Below are 17,738 nucleotides of genomic sequence, written 5' to 3'. Positions count from 1 at the left end.
AATATGCCTAGAAAGTATAGTGAAGATTTAAAAAAGAATGCCTTAAAAAGGTATTGGTCAGGAGAAAATTTAGATAAAATCGCTTTAGAAATGAATATTAAGGCTGGTTCTCAATTAATAAGAATTTGAGATAAAAAAAGTAAACTTACTCATTATGATAGTAGAATTAAAACATGCAAAGAAGTTGAAATAATGAGTAAAAAATTAAAAAAAGAATTTGTATATAAGGATTTAAAAACAAAAGAAAAAGAAAATAAAGTTTTAAAAGAAAAAATTAGACTTTTAGAAAAACAATTAAAGTTCGAAAAAGAAGAAAAGATATTAGCAATGGCAAGTAAAGAAATTTTGGAAAAGTCCATACCTTCTTGCACAGCAACTATAATGTTGAACATGTTGAAGATGAGCAAGAAGGACAAGATAATGATAATGGCAACAAAAGCTTATAAACATTATGCATGCTGTCAAATATATTATTTTATTGCTAAGCATGGTATGGGGACTAATAGATTAATTAGTTATTTTAAAATTCATAAAAATACATTTTCTAAGTTTAAACTAAAAAATAATTTAGAGAACCCAATAATTATATTTAAAAATGGTCTATATTTTAATGATTTACCAAATTTTAATAGTCCTAAATATACAATAGCCAAAAAACTAATAATAGACTATAATCTAAAAAATAATAGTTTAGCAAGCGGCGCAAATTTAATAAGTAAGTGAATTTATGTAAATAAAGGCGTAAAAGTATCTGAAAAAATGATTAGAAAAATTAGAGTAGATCATCCATGAATATTAAATAATCCAAGTAGAAAGAAACGTAGTGTTAAGAAATCAGAATCAAAAAAACATAATATCTATGTTAGAGAAGACTTGGTGGAAATGAATTATAGTCGACCAAATATAATTGGTATGGATGGAACAAACTTTAAGATATTTTTAAATAATGGAAAAAACAGAAGTAAAATTAATTGTTTAATATCATATGATTGAGAAAAAAGAACTATAGTTAGTTATAGTTTTGATAAAAGTGAAAATTCAAATAGTGCATTATCTGTTTTTAAAGAAACAAATAACTATGCCATTGAAAAAGCAAATCAAAAGATAATACAATCTGATAGAGGTTCTGCCTTTGCTAATGAGCTTATTTTTAACTATGTAAATGAAAATGATTTTATAGTTCATTCTATGTCTAAAAAAGGCTTTAAACATAATGCACCAACCGAAAGTCTAAATGGATGAATTAAACAAAAATTTTATAAAACTTTTGGTAATAAATTTGAAAATAAGGAAAATTTTTATTATTATTTTAAGAAGTTCTCAAATATTTACAATAATTTACAACAAATAAAATATAATTTTAATATATAAAAGACCATTTATTATATTTGCAAATGGTCTACTTAACTTCCGTTATTCTTATTACTTTTCTTTTATAGTAAATTATTGAAATTATTATAATATTAATTTGCGATTTTTTTAGCATAATATTTTAAAGTAAAATTTATTATTTATAAATTAAAACTTCTAAATAAGTTATTTTAATTTACTTTTTTAAATCTAAGCTCATTGTTTCTATAAACAGAATACTGAATTAGTTATTTGAATAAAGTTTTAATTAAAATAATATTAGTACGATTTTAGAAAAAAGGAAGCTAAGTAGACCAGTTGTATATACAACTGGTTTTTATATTAGAAAGGAAAATATGCCTAGAAAGTATAGTGAAGATTTAAAAAAGAAAGCCTTAAAAAGGTATTGGTCAGGAGAAAATTTAGATAAAATCGCTTTAGAAATGAATATTAAGGCTGGTTCTTAATTAATAAGAATTTGAGATAAAAAAAGTAAACTTACTCTTTATGATAGTAGAATTAAAACATGCAAAGAAGTTGAAATAATGAGTAAAAAATTAAAAAAAGAATTTGTATCTAAGGATTTAAAAACAAAAGAAAAAGAAAATAAAGTTTTAAAAGAAAAAATTAGACTTTTAGAAAAATAATTAAAGTTCGAAAAAGAAGAAAAGATATTAGCAATGGCAAGTAAAGAAATTTTGGAAAAGTCCATACCTTCTTGCACAGCAACTATAATGTTGAACATGTTGAAGATGAGCAAGAAGGACAAGATAATGATAATGGCAACAAAAGCTTATAAACATTATGCATGCTGTCAAATATATTATTTTATTGCTAAGCATGGTATGGGGACTAATAGATTAATTAGTTATTTTAAAATTCATAAAAATACATTTTCTAAGTTTAAACTAAAAAATAATTTAGAGAACCCAATAATTATATTTAAAAATGGTCTATATTTTAATGATTTACCAAATTTTAATAGTCCTAAATATACAATAGCCAAAAAACTAATAATAGACTATAATCTAAAAAATAATAGTTTAGCAAGCGGCGCAAATTTAATAAGTAAGTGAATTTATGTAAATAAAGGCGTAAAAGTATCTGAAAAAATGATTAGAAAAATTAGAGTAGATCATCCATGAATATTAAATAATCCAAGTAGAAAGAAACGTAGTGTTAAGAAATCAGAATCAAAAAAACATAATATCTATGTTAGAGAAGACTTGGTGGAAATGAATTATAGTCGACCAAATATAATTGGTATGGATGGAACAAACTTTAAGATATTTTTAAATAATGGAAAAAACAGAAGTAAAATTAATTGTTTAATATCATATGATTGAGAAAAAAGAACTATAGTTAGTTATAGTTTTGATAAAAGTGAAAATTCAAATAGTGCATTATCTGTTTTTAAAGAAACAAATAACTATGCCATTGAAAAAGCAAATCAAAAGATAATACAATCTGATAGAGGTTCTGCCTTTGCTAATGAGCTTATTTTTAACTATGTAAATGAAAATGATTTTATAGTTCATTCTATGTCTAAAAAAGGCTTTAAACATAATGCACCAACCGAAAGTCTAAATGGATGAATTAAACAAAAATTTTATAAAACTTTTGGTAATAAATTTGAAAATAAGGAGAATTTTTATTATTATTTTAAGAAGTTCTCAAATATTTACAATAATTTACAACAAATAAAATATAATTTTAATATATAAAAGACCATTTATTATATTTGCAAATGGTCTACTTAACTTCCGTTATTCTTGAGAGCTATTAATAGTGAAGTTGATAATAAAAAACGAAGTTTATTAATAAAAGAACTTTTTGGTAAAACCAATAGCAATTTTTACATTGAGCCAAATATTTATTTTGATTATGGGTACAATATTTTTTTAGGTGATAATTTTTATGCTAACTTTAATGCTACTTTATTAGATGTTTATCCCATTATTTTTGGTGAAAATTGTATGCTGGGTCCCAATGTTCAAATATATACAGCAACACACCCAACAGAATTTCAACCAAGAATAGAAGGAAAAGAGTATGGTAAAAAAGTTGTCATCGGCAATAATGTATGAATTGGGGGAGGTTCTATAATTCTTCCGGGGGTAACTATTGGTGATAATGTTGTTGTAGGAGCTGGTTCTGTTGTGACAAAAAGCTTTGGAAGTAATGTAGTTATTGGTGGTAACCCTGCAAAAGTAATTAAAAAGTTATAAAAATAAAGTAAATTGTTAAAAACATAGTATTTAAAGGTTTAAACTTGATATACATCTTTATATTGGTATAATTAAAGGGTTGGGTAACCAACAATAGGAGGAAGTTATATTATATGAAAAAACTATTAAGTTTATTAGCAGCAACTGGATTAGTTGCTACAAGCGGAAGTGTTGCAGTTGCATGTAACAAAAAAGAAGCAGAAGCAGAATCAATCCCATCTAAGGATTTAGCATCAATAACTGCTAAGGATTTATCACCAAGCGCTAACGATGAAGCATCAGCAAAAACGGCTGCAACAACAGCTCTTAAAGCTTATCAAGCTAAAGCGAAATTAGCTGTAGATTATACATTTGGAACATTTACAGCAGCTACTGCAAGTGATAAAGCAGGATCAATAGTTGTTGCAGCAGTAAAAGATAGTAAATTACTTACTGGAACAGTTACATTTACATTAAAATATGTTGCATCTGCAGAAAAACCTGAAGAAAAACATGAATTAAGTTCAGTTATTAAAACAACTGAACTAGGCCCAATCACTTTTTCAGGAAGTGTACCAACAGCTGAAGAGTTGTTGGCGGGAATTAAAGCTAAAAATTCTGATGCATCAAAATTAACTACAAAAGATTTTAAAATTGAGTCTGAACCAGCAATTTCTGCAACAGCTGCAAAAATTACAGGTCAAGGTAATACATATCAAGGAAGTGTTTCACTAACTTATAGTAAAGCAGAAGCACCAGCATCTAAAAAAGATTTAAGTACTGCAGTTACTACAAAAAATTTGGATGCATGACAAGGAGCTGCCGATAAACCAACCGTTAAAGAAGTAGTAGATCAAGTAAATGCTAAAAATCAAGGTTTAGGATTGACAGAAGGTGATGTTGATATGGCTGCACCAAGTGGTTCAGATCTAACAAAATCAGCTACTTTAACAGCAAAACAAAGTTCATCAAAATTTAGTGGAAGTGTTACAGTTACATATACTTATACTAAAAAAGCAGCATCTAGCTCAAGTGATGCATCTTAGTATTATTTTAAAAGTTTTCTAAGTTTTTAAAGTTTAGAAAACTTTTTTTATTTTTAAAAATAAAAAATGTAATATTTAAAAATTAAATATAATTTTCTAATTACACATTATTTTAAATAAAACATAAAATTATAAATGAAAAAGTTTTTACATGTTGATTCAGAAAGAAAACAATCAACAATTTTAAACTTAAATACTAAAAATTAGCTTGTAAATAAACATTTCAATGAGCATATTTCTTAAAAATAATTATCTATTACATACCTTTTAACAAAAAAGTTAATTATTTAGTATTGTTGAAGATGCTAACATTGGTTTTATTATCAGTCATAAATTATTACTAAAAATGATTTTGAACTATGTAGAAAAATGGTCAAAATTATTTCTTTCATAAAAAAAATCTATTTGAAAAGCTCATAATACATTCTGACAATAAAAATCAGTACATCTTTATATTTGCAAAAAGATATGCAAAAGAAATAATATAATCATTACATTATCTAAACATGTATTCTATAGACAATGTAATGTGCACAACTTTCTTTCCATTGTGAAAAGAAGAATGAAAGCAAAAACTAAAACAAAATAACTCTAGGGATTTAAAAAAATAAACTGCTAATTAAATAAAATTTTATAATTATGAAAAAATATTGACAAAACATAAAGGCCATGAGCTAATGTTTATTTAAACCTAATATAAAATAAAAAGAATGTTTTAAATTATTTTTAAACATTCTTATAAAAAACATTTTGTATACTCGAAAAATTATATTTAAAAAATTTACCTATAATTTTTTTATTTAAGAAACATGTTATTGAATACTGAAGTGATAAATATTTTACAAAAAAGCTCGTATTATATAAATATGATATTATAAATTTAATATGTTATTATGAGTTGTAAATAAAGGAAGATGTGTATGCCTAATATGAAATCCCATACTTATCCTAAAGGATTGCTAAAAAGGTATTTAAATTACTTGAGGAATAAATTCAACAATTCTTTATTTATATTGAAAGTCAATATTGACAATGAATTAGAAATTATTAGTAAGTATAGAATTAATAATGAAGAAAAAATAACTAATTTGCTAAACTCAGACAATAACTTTTACTTGAATATAAAAAAAACCAAGTTTAATGAAAATTTAGAACTGGTGTGATCACAAATTGAAAGTAAGTTTATTAATTTTTGTGATAAACTTCTTAAAATTTTACCTAATTTTAAAAATAATTCTTATAATTTAAAAAAATACAATTATAAATTAACTAAAAGTTTAGAAGTTTTTTTAAATGACAATAGACAAAAAATCTTTGATTTTATAAATATGACTCTAACTAGAGAATATAATTACTATTCAAACAAACACGATTTTATTAGTAATTTTTTATCAGAAAATCAAAAAAAATTAACTAATGAAATAAAAGTTGATAAAAAACTAAAGTATCTAAAAGATTTTTTGAATCAAAATGCTGCTTTAAAACCAACAAACGCTATAGACCCAAGTGATTATGAAATCTATTTTATAAATTTTCAAACACAGTTATTGTTAAACCCTTCTTTAATTTTTTTAGATGAAGGAGTGTTTATTTTGCCTTATATTTCTGAGTTTATGCTTTTATTTGTAAAAAAAGGTAAAGAAATAGTATGAGATGCTGAAAATGATAGGGTTTTATTTCAAGTACCAAAAAGTGAAAATAAATTATATAATAATATTTTTTTCTGCAATATGCCTTTTAAGTCAAAAGTTAAAATAAGTGATAATTATGAGTACATTAATTTTCTAAATAGAATTCATATGGATTTAATAAAAAATTGAGCATTAACAAACGAAAATAAGTATAGACATATGTATATAATAAGCCAAGAGGATAAAATTAAGTAACTTTATAGTGAAATAGATAATTTTTTAAAAAATAATGATTATTACACTTATTTAGAAAAAAAACTTAATTGAAACAAATCATTACTATTTAAAAACTTTCTTTACTAATTAATAAATAAAGTTATATTAAAATACTTGGTTTATCTTTTTTAACCTCTGATATTTTATTTTTGATGCAGTATTTTAATAAATAATTTATTGTTATTTGATTTAATTTAGTATTAAAGCTAATGTTTTTAGAATCATAACTTTCATAAATTATTTTTGCACTAAATTTATATTTATCTTCAACTTGATTGTTTGAAGATATTAAAATAGTCTTAAAACCAAATGAGCTTAACATTTCAAATGCTCTAAATATAGTTCTCGATTTAAATTGATGAGAATAAAAAACAATTGTGCTATCAGGACTTATATTTTCAAACAATGTTATATTACCAAATATGTCATTTGTGCAAAAACAATTAAAACCAAGTCTAGAAAGAGATTGAAAAAGTTCATTTGCAGCTATGAAACTATTCCCAAAACCAACCATAATTATTTTAGGTGAATTTATGATCATTTCAGATATCTTATTAAAATGTGCTTCACTGTAAGCATTTATGTTTTGAGATATCATACTTAATAGAAATGTTAAGTCTTTTTGTGATTCTTTAAAGGTTTTTGCATTTATAGTTCTTTCTTTTATTTCCATCTCCAAAGACTTTTGAAAACTTTTATAAGATGTAAACCCTATTTTTTGAATTAGCTTTGTTATTGTAGAGCTAGTTGTATACAGTTTTTTTGAAAAATCTTGAATAGTTAAACCAACAAATTCTTCCATATTTTTGTAAATTAAATTTAAAACTTCTTTTTCTAAATTAGTTAAATTAATGTAATACTCATCGATAAACACCCTATAAATCCTCACTTTTTATAATAGTACTATAATAATTTTCTATTTTTAGAAAAAAATACAAAGTTTTTTTCCATATTTTATAATAAATTTAAGTTAAGTAGAAGGAGGATTGAGAATGGTTGAAAAAGAAAACTTTTTATATGTTCCTGAGGTAAAGGATTGAAAAGAACTTTTAAAAATAGGTACAAGCTATTTAAAAGAAAAAAACATTGTCACAAATAAATATCATGAAGCTCTATTAAAAGAAATTGATAAACTAGGATTCTATTTTATTATTTCAAAAGAAATTGCTCTTGTTCATATAGCACCTGGTGGAGAAAATTTAAAAACAAACTTGTTATTTATAAATTTAGGTAAAGAAATAAACTTTTCAAGTGATGAAAGACACAAAGTTAAACATTGTTTTTTTCTAACAGCTATCAATTCACAAGATCATATAGAAATACTATCTAATTTCGCAAAAGAAATGTCTAATAAACAATTTGTCAAAGAATTAGATGGTGTAAAAGACTACGAAAACTACTTATCAATTAGTAAACAATATTTTAAATAAATAAAGAAAGGGATGAGAGAATGAATTTATTAACTACGTTCAAAGAACAGGGTTTAAATTTTATTAATGGTTTTTTTGGTACACCAGCCTTAATAATTGGTTTATTTGCTCTGATTGGTTGTTTAGTACAACGTAAGAAATTTACAGAAATTCTGACCTCAGTTTTTAAAACAGTTATCGGTTTCTTGATAATTGGTGGAGGAGCAGGAATTATTGCTGGATCAATTGGAAAATTTGGGTCTGCATTTAACTTATTATTTGGTAGAGAAGGATGATTGGCAAACAACGATGTTATGCCAGGACTACACCTTGCTCAAGAAGGATTAGCACAAATTGCAACAGCAGGTTCACTAATATTGGTATTTGCTTTATTATTGAATGTTCTGATTGCTAAATTATCAAACTTAAAATATATTTATCTAACAGGACACAGTGCTTGATACTTTTCAACAATGATAGCAAGTGTTCTATACCTTGGAGGTATTAAAGATACGCAAGATGTTTGATTAATAGTTTTAACCGGATCATTATTAGTTTCAATGTGAATGGTATTGTCACCAGCATTATTAAACAGACATTCAAAAATAATAACAAAAGGTAACAGCTTAGCTGTTGCACATACAGGATCAATTACATATGCATTAAGTGGATATATTGGAGAATTGATTTATAAAATGAAAAAAGGAAATGTTAAATCAACAGAAGAAATAAACTTCCCAAAAGGATTAGCATTTTTAAGAAATACAAACGTTTCTATAGCATTAACTATGTTTATTCTATTTAGTATAGTTTACTATACTGCATGAGGAGTAAAAGGATTTGAAGCAATGGTGGCGGCTGGAATTTTAGGACAAAATGATTCACCAATTGCACAAGGAATAATACAAGCTTTCACATTCGCAGCTGGAGTAGAGGTTTTATTAATTGGGGTTAGAATGTTTATTGCTGAACTAGTTCCTGCATTTAAAGGTTTTGCTGAAAAAGTTGTTAGAGGTTCAAAACCTGGTATTGATTGTCCAATAGTATTTCCATTTGCACCAAACGCTGTAATTATGGGATTTATAGCATCAACTATTGGGGGATTTATAGCATTTGCAATTAACATTGGTATATCAAATAGTGTTGGAGCTGAATCAGTTTGAGCAGCAATAGTAATACCAAGTGTTGTTCCTCATTTCTTTACCGGAGCAACAAGTGGTGTATTTGGAAATGCAAAAGGTGGAATTATTGGTTGCTGAGTTGGAGCATTTATAAATGGTCTTATAATATCTCTGGTACCATATCTATTTATTGTTTCAGGATTAACACCAGCATTTAGTTCTGGAGGATCAAGAACATACATCACATGAGGTGATGCTGATTTTATTGTTGGAGTTATTCCGGCATTAATAACAAAATATGCGGGTAAATGAGCATTATTAGGAATTACATTAGCAGCATGAGCAATGTTCCCTGGAATAAGCGCAATTATGCATATTGCGAGATTAAAAAACCAAAATTACAAAAATGTATATGAAAACAACAAAAAAGTATATACAGATAAAGCTACTGAATTAAAAGAAGCAAGAATTAATCATAGCAAACAAATAAAAGAACTAAATGATGAATTAAAACAAAAATCAGCAAAAACCGAAAAAGATGAAGTAAGAGTTAAAATCGATAATGCAACTAAAGAATATAACAAACAAGTAAGAGAAATAAGTAAAAAATACGATAGTCAATTACTGGAGTATAGAAAGGAATAAGGTAGTATGAAATTTGTAGCAGTTTGCGGTCAAGGATTAGGTAGTAGCTTAATTATTGAAATGTCTATAAGAGACATATTAATATCAATGGGAAGAGACGATATTGAAGTAGAACATACTAACTTAAATTCATTTAATAATGGCGATCCATCTATTGATGCAGTAATTTGTGGAATAGATTTAGCAGATTCAATTGACTTTGAAAATAAAATTGTTTTGAACAATTTATTGGACAAAGAAGAAATTGAAGAAAAATTAAGCGAGTTTTTTAAAGAAAATGCAATGTAAAATAACACCATCAGTAATGACTTGTGATTTACTAAATTTCGAAAAAGAGCTTTATGATTTACAAGAAGCTGGCATTGATTGAATTCACTTTGATTTGATGGATGGTAAGTATGTCAAAAATCTTGGTTTAGCCCCACAAATGGTTTCTAAAATTAAAGAAAAATTTCCAAAGATTATAATTGATCTTCATTGCATGGTTAATGACATTGAAAATATACAAGATATTTTAAAAGATGGAGACTATGTAACAATACACTTTTCTTCAAAACAAAAATCAAGTTTAGAAGAAATCTATAATAATTTAAAAGTGAATGGACTGAAAGTTGGTCTAGCAATAGATTTAGATGATAAATTTGATGATTATGAAAAATACTTAGAAATAGTTGACCTAGTAACTGTTATGAGTATTAGACCAGGTTTTGCAGGATCATCATTTGAACAAAAAGCTTGAACAACAATTGAAAGATTAGCAAATTTAAAAATAGAAAAAAACTTCTTAATTCAAATTGATGGGGGAGTTCGAGAAAACAATATATATAAACTAGCAGAAAATCAAGTTGATTTAATTGTTGTTGGTTCATGATTATTCGGTGAGCAAGATTATAAAAATAGAGTAAGCAACTTTTATATGAAAGTTAATTATTAACAAAAATCTATTTCCATATCCTTATCTATAAAATATGTACTAACATATTTTATAGATAAGGATATTTTACTTTTAAATTACAGTATACTTTTTATTATATATAATAAGTTATTTTAAAATTTGTTTAATTAAAAATTTATGAAAAAATGAGCTTTTTTAAAAAATAATTATAAAAGATATGATATACAAGTTAGAAATAACAACAGGAGAAATAAAAATAATAAAAAAAACTTTTAGTGTTTAAAATGATTTTTAAAAATTTATTATAGAATCTTTTCATCAAAAGAAATAAAAAATGCAAATATTATCTAAAAATTTTATAAATTGTAGATAGTTTGTTAACCATTATTTTAAATTAAAGTTGTATAAAAAGATTTTTAAGCAAATAGAAGTAGCATTAAATTATTATCTGGTTTTATAAAAAATATTTACTTAATTCAAGCTGTAATTTTATTTTTCATAGCCTTTGCTTTATTTGCTGGAAATTACTTCTTGGATTACTATTATGTACAAAATGATTATTACCAAGCAATAGTTATATCAATCCAATGAGATACTTTAATTGAATTTATTAAATTGCTTATACCAATTCATTTAATTGTGGCAGAGAAATGTTTGCAATTGTTGATTATATCGACAATATAATAGCTTTTAAAAATGTATTGGCACCACTATTCTAATCAGTGTTTATAACACCCCCCATTATATTATCAATTTACTTTTTTTTAATTTATCTATCAAAACATAATAAATTACTTTGTAAAGTCAAAGATTATTTAACTTTAAATAAATAAATCAAAAAACTTAATGAACTAGAGTATATGACTAGTTTTTTTAGTTTTTTTAATAACTTTTCATATACACTAAAAAAATGTTATAATAAAATTAGTTTATTTTAAAACTTTTTATTAAAATTATACAAATTATTATAAAAGAATGAGTAAAAAATAGGGTGAACATTATGAAAAAATTGCTGAGCATCTTGTCAAGTGCATGCATATCTTTTTCAAGTACTACAATTTCAGTTTCGTGTTTGACTAATAACAACAAAGTACTTGCTGATCTATCAACAATAGAAACACAAGATCTAAATTTGGAACCACCAAACAATACAAAAACCGCAGCACAAAGATTAGTTCTTGAAAAAATTAAAACTTTATTCTCAATAGACATCAAACCTGATGTTGATTTTGTTTATACTTTTGAATCAGCAACTTCCCAAACACCAGGTGTTTATAAAATAATGGCTTTAGAAAAAAGTGAGAAAATCAAAGGTATTGCTGTTTTTAACACTAAATATGTAGAAACAAATACAAATCATAATACTAAAAAAGATATTAGCTCAATTTCTAAAAAGGATTTAGGAACTATTGAAGGTTACTATGATTTACCAAAATTAGAAGATATTATAAAAGTTATCAGTACTTTAAACTCTGGATTTTATCTTACTACACAAGACGTCCAATTTGATAGTGATTATCCAACAACTACAAAGGCTTCATTATCTGCTAAAAGTGACTCTGCATTGTATGAAGGTAGTGTTGTTGTAAATTACACATATGTAAAAAAAGAATTTAAAAAAGTCGATTTGAGTCAGTGATCTGTTAGTCAAGTTTTACCAAATTCAAATACACTTTTATCTGTTAAATCAATTGTTGATAAAAAATTAAAAACTTTAGCTGAGTATTGTGAAGCGGATGTAGACTACACGGTTTCAGAATATAAAAATTCTTCCAAAGAAAAAGCAGGATCAGTTAAAGTTTCTGCAATAGATGATAGTATCTTTTTTACTGGCGAAAAAACAATTGAGGTTCAATATAATGAAAATCCAGATGAAAATGCTGATAAAGAATATAATTTATATTCTTTACAAGGTGATGATTTAATATTGGCACCAAGTAAAAATAGTTTGGATGATACCGAAGCGTTGTTAAAAGAATTTTTACTCAAAAAATTTGGAGTAGATTTAGTTGAAGGTAGAGACTATCAAATTGTTACTGATGGTGGAGATTTTAAGAATCCCACAAAAGATAAAGATGGAAGAATACTTATTATGGGATTTGCTTCTTATAATTTCCCAACAAATGCTTTATTTAAGGTTAAAGGGGCGGCTTTGTTTAAGATATTACTAAGTAAAGATTACCCAGATGTAACAGACTTGCTTGGTATGTTCAATGGTGAAATAAAAGTTTTTGGTAATAAAAATGAAGAAACAATTATAAAACAATACGCGCTACAAACTATTAAAGAATTATCTCCTAACGCTGTTGAAGGTAAAGATTTTACTATTGAAGATATAGATTTAAAAAATAAGAAAATTTTTGTAAAATCTATCAGAGAAAGCAAAATACTATCTGGATCTTCATCATTATCTTATAAGATTGAAGGTGAAAATTAGTATGAAAAAATTATTTAACGTTTTGGGAATGACAAGTTTATCTTTAAGTTTTATTTCTACAACACAAGCATGTAATTTAAATAAATCTGAAAAAACAGTAGATTTGTCGTCAATAAGTGATGAAAACTTGATTTTAAATCCTTTAGCTAATAATAAAACAAGTTATGAAAATGCGGCAGTTGAAACAATAAAAACTTTATTTTCAGTTGAGTTACTCCCAGAAATAGATTTTACAGATACATGTAAATTAGCTAGTAAGAATGAAGATGGATTAATTACTTTAACCGCAAGTAGAAATAGTTCAAAAGCAAAGGGTATGGCCCATTTTATAGTTAAGTATAGTTTTCCAGAAGATAATAAACTTTCATTAGAAAATATAAAAAATAATAAAATAGAGTCTAATTCAAGTGATAAAGAAACTATTTTTCAAAAGGCAAAAGATTTAATAAAGGATTATTGTCCAAAAGCTATTGAAAATAACGATTATGAGTTAAGTAATTATAAGGAAGCAATTGAATCTAGTGATGGAAGCCTTCATGTAAGTGCTCTTAAAACTAGCAAACTTCTTATGGGAGAAACTGATTTTGTAATCTCATCAACATCAAAACCTTTTATAAACAAAGACATTTCTGATTTGAAAGGTGATGAATTAATTTTAAAGCCAAAAACAATATCTAAATTTGATGCATTGCAAGAAGCAGCTATGGTTATCCAGTATTACATAAAATCAGATATAGAGGTTTTGCCACAAATTGATATTGCATTAAACATTTGAGATGAAAAAAATAACTTCAAAGCTGCAACAAAAGATTCAGACGGATATGCTGTAATAATTGGTATTTATACAAGTGATCTTTTGATTACTGGAATGGCCACTTTTATTTTAAAATATAATGATAATGATTTATCTCAAAAGTCAGATCCATTTGATGCGGAGCCAGGTTACGAAGAAGTAAGCTCATTAATAAACGAAGATACATTAGAAGCAAGTGAAAAAAAGTTAACAGAATATGATGCTTGATTGGAAAGAAAGTATAAAGGTGTAAAAAGAAATGTTGATTATGAGTACGTATTTGTACGAAGATTATTTTGAGATAAAAGATGAACATATTATTACAACTTAGTTGCAAAAGATGATAGTAAATATTTGTATGGAGGAAAAATAATAAATATTTTATATAAAAATAAATCGTAAGATTAAAAAAGTAGCTAGAAACCTACTTTTTTATTTGTTTAAATAAATTAAAAAAGCTAAAAAACTTTGTGATGATTAAAAATTATAAAAAACCTTAATTACTATTTAATTAATAAGATTTTTTTATTCTACCTCGATTTATCAATCAAATAATAGAATAATCTCGATAAGGTTTTATAAAGAATCATGATATATTTTTTGATTATTTAAAAACTTAGTAATTAGATATTTATTTATACTAAAAACACTTTATAAATTATTTTAAAAAAAATAGTAAAAAATAGCGTGAGCATTATAAAAAAATTGCTAAGCATCTTGTCAAGTGCATGCATTTCGTTTTAAAGTACTATAATTTCAGTTTCATGTTTGACTAATAACAACAAAGTACTTGCTAATCTATAAAAAATAGAAACACAAGATCTAAACTTGGAACCCCCAAACAATACAAAAACTGCAGTACAAAGACTAGTTCTTGGTAAAATTAAAACATTATTTTCAATAAACATCAAAAAGGATGTCGATTATGAATATGTTTGTGGTAAAAAAGCCTATTTTGATCATGGATATACATATCAATACGAATTAGTGGTTAAAAATTACAGTAAATGCTTATATGGTGGGGCTATAATATTTATTGCTCTTCCAAACAATCCAATTTAATTCAAAGTAGTTGAATAAACTACTTTTTTATTTTATTAATATTTTTTACAACGGATAACAATTTCAAAAATACTTTAAATATGATAAATACACAGACATTTTTTAAAACTATCACCAATTCAATAATCGTAGCACTTTTTAAAATATTGACAAAAATTTAAACTTTTCAGGAATTTTTATAAACATTATTTCATATCAAAATATAAGCATAAATATTTATTTTGAGGTGTTTAATCCAAAATTATAACTTCGATTCTTGTTAAAGCACTTTATTTAAAAATTATTTTAAATATAAGAAATACTGCTATTAATTTCAATAACTTAAAATTATAAAATATAAGTGTTATAATACTATTAGTTGGAAAACCAACATAGGAGGAAAATATATTATATGAAGAAACTTTTAAGTTTATTAGCAGCTACAGGATTAGTTGCTACAAGTGGAAGTGTTGCAGTTGCATGTAACAAGAAAGCTGATGATAAAGCAACTACAGCATCAACAGATTTATCAACAATTAAAGGAGCTGACTTAACTGTTAAACCAAGTGATAACACTGAAGCAGCAGCAAAAACAGCAGTTCTTGCTCAAATTAAATTAAAATTAAAATTAACTACTGATGTAAAAGACTCAACTGATGTTGTATTTAGTGCATTTAGTGCAGCTACATCAGCAAAAGCAGGAAGCATTGTTGCAACAGCAGCTGACGCAAGTAAAGTACTTACACCTAAAAAAACAGCTACATTTGCATTAACATATGTTGCACCAGCAGCTAAAAAAGATTTAAGTACTATAACAACTAAAGAATTAGGAGAATTTTCAGGAGTTGGTGATACACCAACAGTTGGTGAAGTTGTAGAACAAGTAAATGCTAAAAACTCAGGTTTAAGCTTATCAGCAGATGATGTTGATATGACTACACCAAGTGGTAAAGATCTAAAAGCTTCAGCTACTTTAACAGCAAAATCAACTTCAACAAAATTTGAAAAAGCAGTTACTGTAACTTATACATATACTAAAAGTGCAACGACTACTAAAAAAGATTTATCAACAATCACAGGAAATGATTTAAAATTAGAAGTTGCAGATAATCAACAAGCAACAGCCGAATCAGCAGCAATTGCTAAAGTTAAAGAAAAATTAGGAGTAGATGTAGTTAAAGGTACTGACTTTACAGTTGGTAGCTCAGACTTTACAGCACCACAAAGTGGTACTGCAGGTAAAATTAAACTTACTTCAAAATCAGACAGTACAAAATTAACTGAAGGAAAATCAGTAGAATTTACATTAAATTTAAAAGCATCACAAACTGACGCAACAATAACAAAAGTGGAATCAGGAAGTGTTGACTTAACAACTTCAAAAGCATTATCAATAGCAAAAAGCGGAAATGCAGATGTTAAAGTTACTGTTTCAAAAGTAGCTTCTGGAACATCATTTACAACAACTATTGGTGATACTAATAAAGAAGTATTATCAGCAGGTAATGCAACTAATGAAGGAACAGTTTACACTGTTAAACTTACAGCGACAGATGTAAGTGAAAATAAAGAAGTTAAAGTTACATTTAAATACGGAACTGCAAGCTTTGAATTAACAGTTACTGTTACAGCTTAATTGTTTAAATAATAAGCAATTTAAAAAGTCTTTTTAACCAATTTTATGGTTATAAAAGACTTTTTTAAATAACCCCTTAAATAAAAGGTTTATAGATAATTTAAAACTTGTAAAATAACACTCAAGGAGTATAATATAAAAAGTTGGAGTAAAAAGCCAACAATAGGAGGAAATATATTATATGAAAAAACTTTTAAGTTTATTAGCAGCAACTGGACTAGTTGCTACAAGTGGAAGTGTTGCAGTTGCATGTAACAAAAAAGCCGACGACAAAGGAACAGCTACTACTAAAAAAGATTTATCAACAATAACAGGAGATAGTTTAAAATTAGCTCCAGATGCAAATGATGAAGCAGCAGCAAAAAAAGCGGTTATTTCACAAATTAAAGCAAAATTAACTGTTACAGTTGTTGAAACAACAGATGTAGCATTTAGCGATTTTAAAGCAGCTGAATCTAGTGATAAACCAGGAAGTATTGTTGTAACAGCAGCTGAAAAAAGCACACTAGTTACAGGAAAAGCTACTTTTGCCTTAACATTTAAAGCAGCTGAAGCAGCTAAACCATCAATTCCAGATGTAAATGCACAAGAAGTTAAAATTGGAGAAACAAAATCATTTGATGTAACAGTTGAAAACGGTGATGGATCATCAGTTATGACTGCAGCTGTTAAATCAGGAGAAACATTCTTAGAAGATATTAAGGTTGCAACTGATAGCAGTAATAAAAACAAATTTACAGTATCATACAAAGGTAAATCAAAAAGTGATTCAGCAACAATTGTTTTAACTTATAAAGATGTGACAAAAAATGTTACAGTTAAAGTTAGTGAAGCTGAAGTTGCAAAAACACCAGTACTATCATTTAGTGAAGCACCATCAAATCCAGTGGATTTATCTGATAAACAACCAAAAACATTTACAGTTAAAGTTGAAAATCCAGTAACTTCTAGAAAAATTACTGTTGACTTAGGTACAGCAGAAGCAAGTTTAACTCTTGGAGAAATTGGTGGAACAGATGCTGCTCAAACATTTACATTAACAGCAAAAGCGAAAATTGAACAAGCAGTAGTTATCACAGTTAAGTATGAAGGTGCTACTTCTAACTTAACATTTAATGTAAGTGCAGCAACTTATCAATAAAATGATATAAACAATAAAAGAGTGTTTGAAAGCACTTTTTTATTTTCTTATTTTAATTAAAAAAAGATTAAAACTATAAATACATTTAAAGTGTTATAATAATATAAGTT

At 25.9% G+C, this 17,738-nt stretch carries 14 protein-coding genes and 1 pseudogene; 14 read left to right on the top strand and 1 reads right to left on the bottom strand.

All coding sequences use genetic code 4. The features are described 5' to 3' along the window. Positions 1 to 3: 3 nt before the first annotated feature. The 5 genes and pseudogenes from SHELI_RS05240 (at position 4) to SHELI_RS05220 (ending at position 6,489) form a co-directional block, all read left to right on the top strand. Positions 4 to 1,371 (top strand): hypothetical protein, encoded by a 1,368-nt coding sequence (locus SHELI_RS05240; protein WP_069116669.1) that lies wholly within the window; start codon positions 4 to 6, stop codon positions 1,369 to 1,371. Between the two features lie 659 nt (positions 1,372 to 2,030). Continuing rightward, positions 2,031 to 3,074 carry a hypothetical protein gene (locus SHELI_RS05235; RefSeq protein ID WP_157087598.1) on the top strand — a complete coding sequence of 348 codons (1,044 nt, stop codon included), beginning with the start codon at positions 2,031 to 2,033 and terminating at the stop codon, positions 3,072 to 3,074. A gap of 48 nt (positions 3,075 to 3,122) precedes the next feature. Next, positions 3,123 to 3,575: pseudogene (locus SHELI_RS06260) on the top strand (sugar O-acetyltransferase); the annotation flags it as partial. Positions 3,576 to 3,691: 116 nt separating this feature from the next. After that, positions 3,692 to 4,603, top strand: a complete 912-nt coding sequence (locus SHELI_RS05225; RefSeq protein ID WP_069117329.1) for a lipoprotein — start codon at positions 3,692 to 3,694, stop codon at positions 4,601 to 4,603. A gap of 920 nt (positions 4,604 to 5,523) precedes the next feature. Further along, complete coding sequence (locus SHELI_RS05220) at positions 5,524 to 6,489, top strand: hypothetical protein (RefSeq protein WP_069117327.1); 966 nt, start codon at positions 5,524 to 5,526, stop codon at positions 6,487 to 6,489. A gap of 121 nt (positions 6,490 to 6,610) precedes the next feature. Here the strand turns inward: SHELI_RS05220 and SHELI_RS05215 are convergent, their stop codons facing one another. After that, positions 6,611 to 7,384 carry a MurR/RpiR family transcriptional regulator gene (locus SHELI_RS05215; RefSeq protein ID WP_069117325.1) on the bottom strand — a complete coding sequence of 258 codons (774 nt, stop codon included), beginning with the start codon at positions 7,382 to 7,384 and terminating at the stop codon, positions 6,611 to 6,613. Between the two features lie 118 nt (positions 7,385 to 7,502). Here SHELI_RS05215 and SHELI_RS05210 point away from each other — a divergent pair, with 118 nt between their 5' ends. From SHELI_RS05210 to SHELI_RS05170, 9 genes are all read left to right on the top strand, one after another. Continuing rightward, the gene (locus SHELI_RS05210; protein WP_069117323.1) at positions 7,503 to 7,940 is read left to right on the top strand and encodes a PTS sugar transporter subunit IIA; all 438 of its coding nucleotides are present in this window, start codon (positions 7,503 to 7,505) and stop codon (positions 7,938 to 7,940) included. A gap of 20 nt (positions 7,941 to 7,960) precedes the next feature. Beyond that, entirely contained in the window at positions 7,961 to 9,685 is a 1,725-nt protein-coding gene (locus SHELI_RS05205; protein ID WP_069117321.1) for a PTS ascorbate transporter subunit IIC, read from the top strand. 6 nt (positions 9,686 to 9,691) lie between these two features. Further along, positions 9,692 to 9,973, top strand: a complete 282-nt coding sequence (locus SHELI_RS05200) for a hypothetical protein (protein WP_069117320.1) — start codon at positions 9,692 to 9,694, stop codon at positions 9,971 to 9,973. Continuing rightward, complete coding sequence (locus SHELI_RS05195; RefSeq protein WP_069117318.1) at positions 9,963 to 10,619, top strand: ribulose-phosphate 3-epimerase; 657 nt, start codon at positions 9,963 to 9,965, stop codon at positions 10,617 to 10,619. Before SHELI_RS05200 ends, SHELI_RS05195 begins: the two co-directional genes overlap by 11 nt. 961 nt (positions 10,620 to 11,580) lie before the next feature. Further along, positions 11,581 to 13,017, top strand: a complete 1,437-nt coding sequence (locus SHELI_RS05190) for a hypothetical protein (RefSeq protein ID WP_069117317.1) — start codon at positions 11,581 to 11,583, stop codon at positions 13,015 to 13,017. A 1-nt stretch (position 13,018) separates the two neighbouring features. Continuing rightward, positions 13,019 to 14,212, top strand: a complete 1,194-nt coding sequence (locus SHELI_RS05185) for a hypothetical protein (RefSeq protein WP_069117313.1) — start codon at positions 13,019 to 13,021, stop codon at positions 14,210 to 14,212. 426 nt (positions 14,213 to 14,638) lie between these two features. Continuing rightward, positions 14,639 to 14,872 carry a hypothetical protein gene (locus SHELI_RS05180; protein ID WP_069117311.1) on the top strand — a complete coding sequence of 78 codons (234 nt, stop codon included), beginning with the start codon at positions 14,639 to 14,641 and terminating at the stop codon, positions 14,870 to 14,872. A 391-nt stretch (positions 14,873 to 15,263) separates the two neighbouring features. Beyond that, positions 15,264 to 16,487 carry a lipoprotein gene (locus SHELI_RS05175; RefSeq protein WP_069117309.1) on the top strand — a complete coding sequence of 408 codons (1,224 nt, stop codon included), beginning with the start codon at positions 15,264 to 15,266 and terminating at the stop codon, positions 16,485 to 16,487. 181 nt (positions 16,488 to 16,668) lie between these two features. After that, positions 16,669 to 17,628 (top strand): lipoprotein, encoded by a 960-nt coding sequence (locus tag SHELI_RS05170; RefSeq protein ID WP_069117307.1) that lies wholly within the window; start codon positions 16,669 to 16,671, stop codon positions 17,626 to 17,628. Positions 17,629 to 17,738 lie beyond the last annotated feature (110 nt).

Origin of the sequence: Spiroplasma helicoides (assembly GCF_001715535.1) — a bacterium.
Taxonomy (GTDB): domain Bacteria; phylum Bacillota_I; class Bacilli_A; order Mycoplasmatales; family Mycoplasmataceae; genus Spiroplasma_A; species Spiroplasma_A helicoides.
This window is presented reverse-complemented; position numbering and strand designations above follow the sequence as displayed.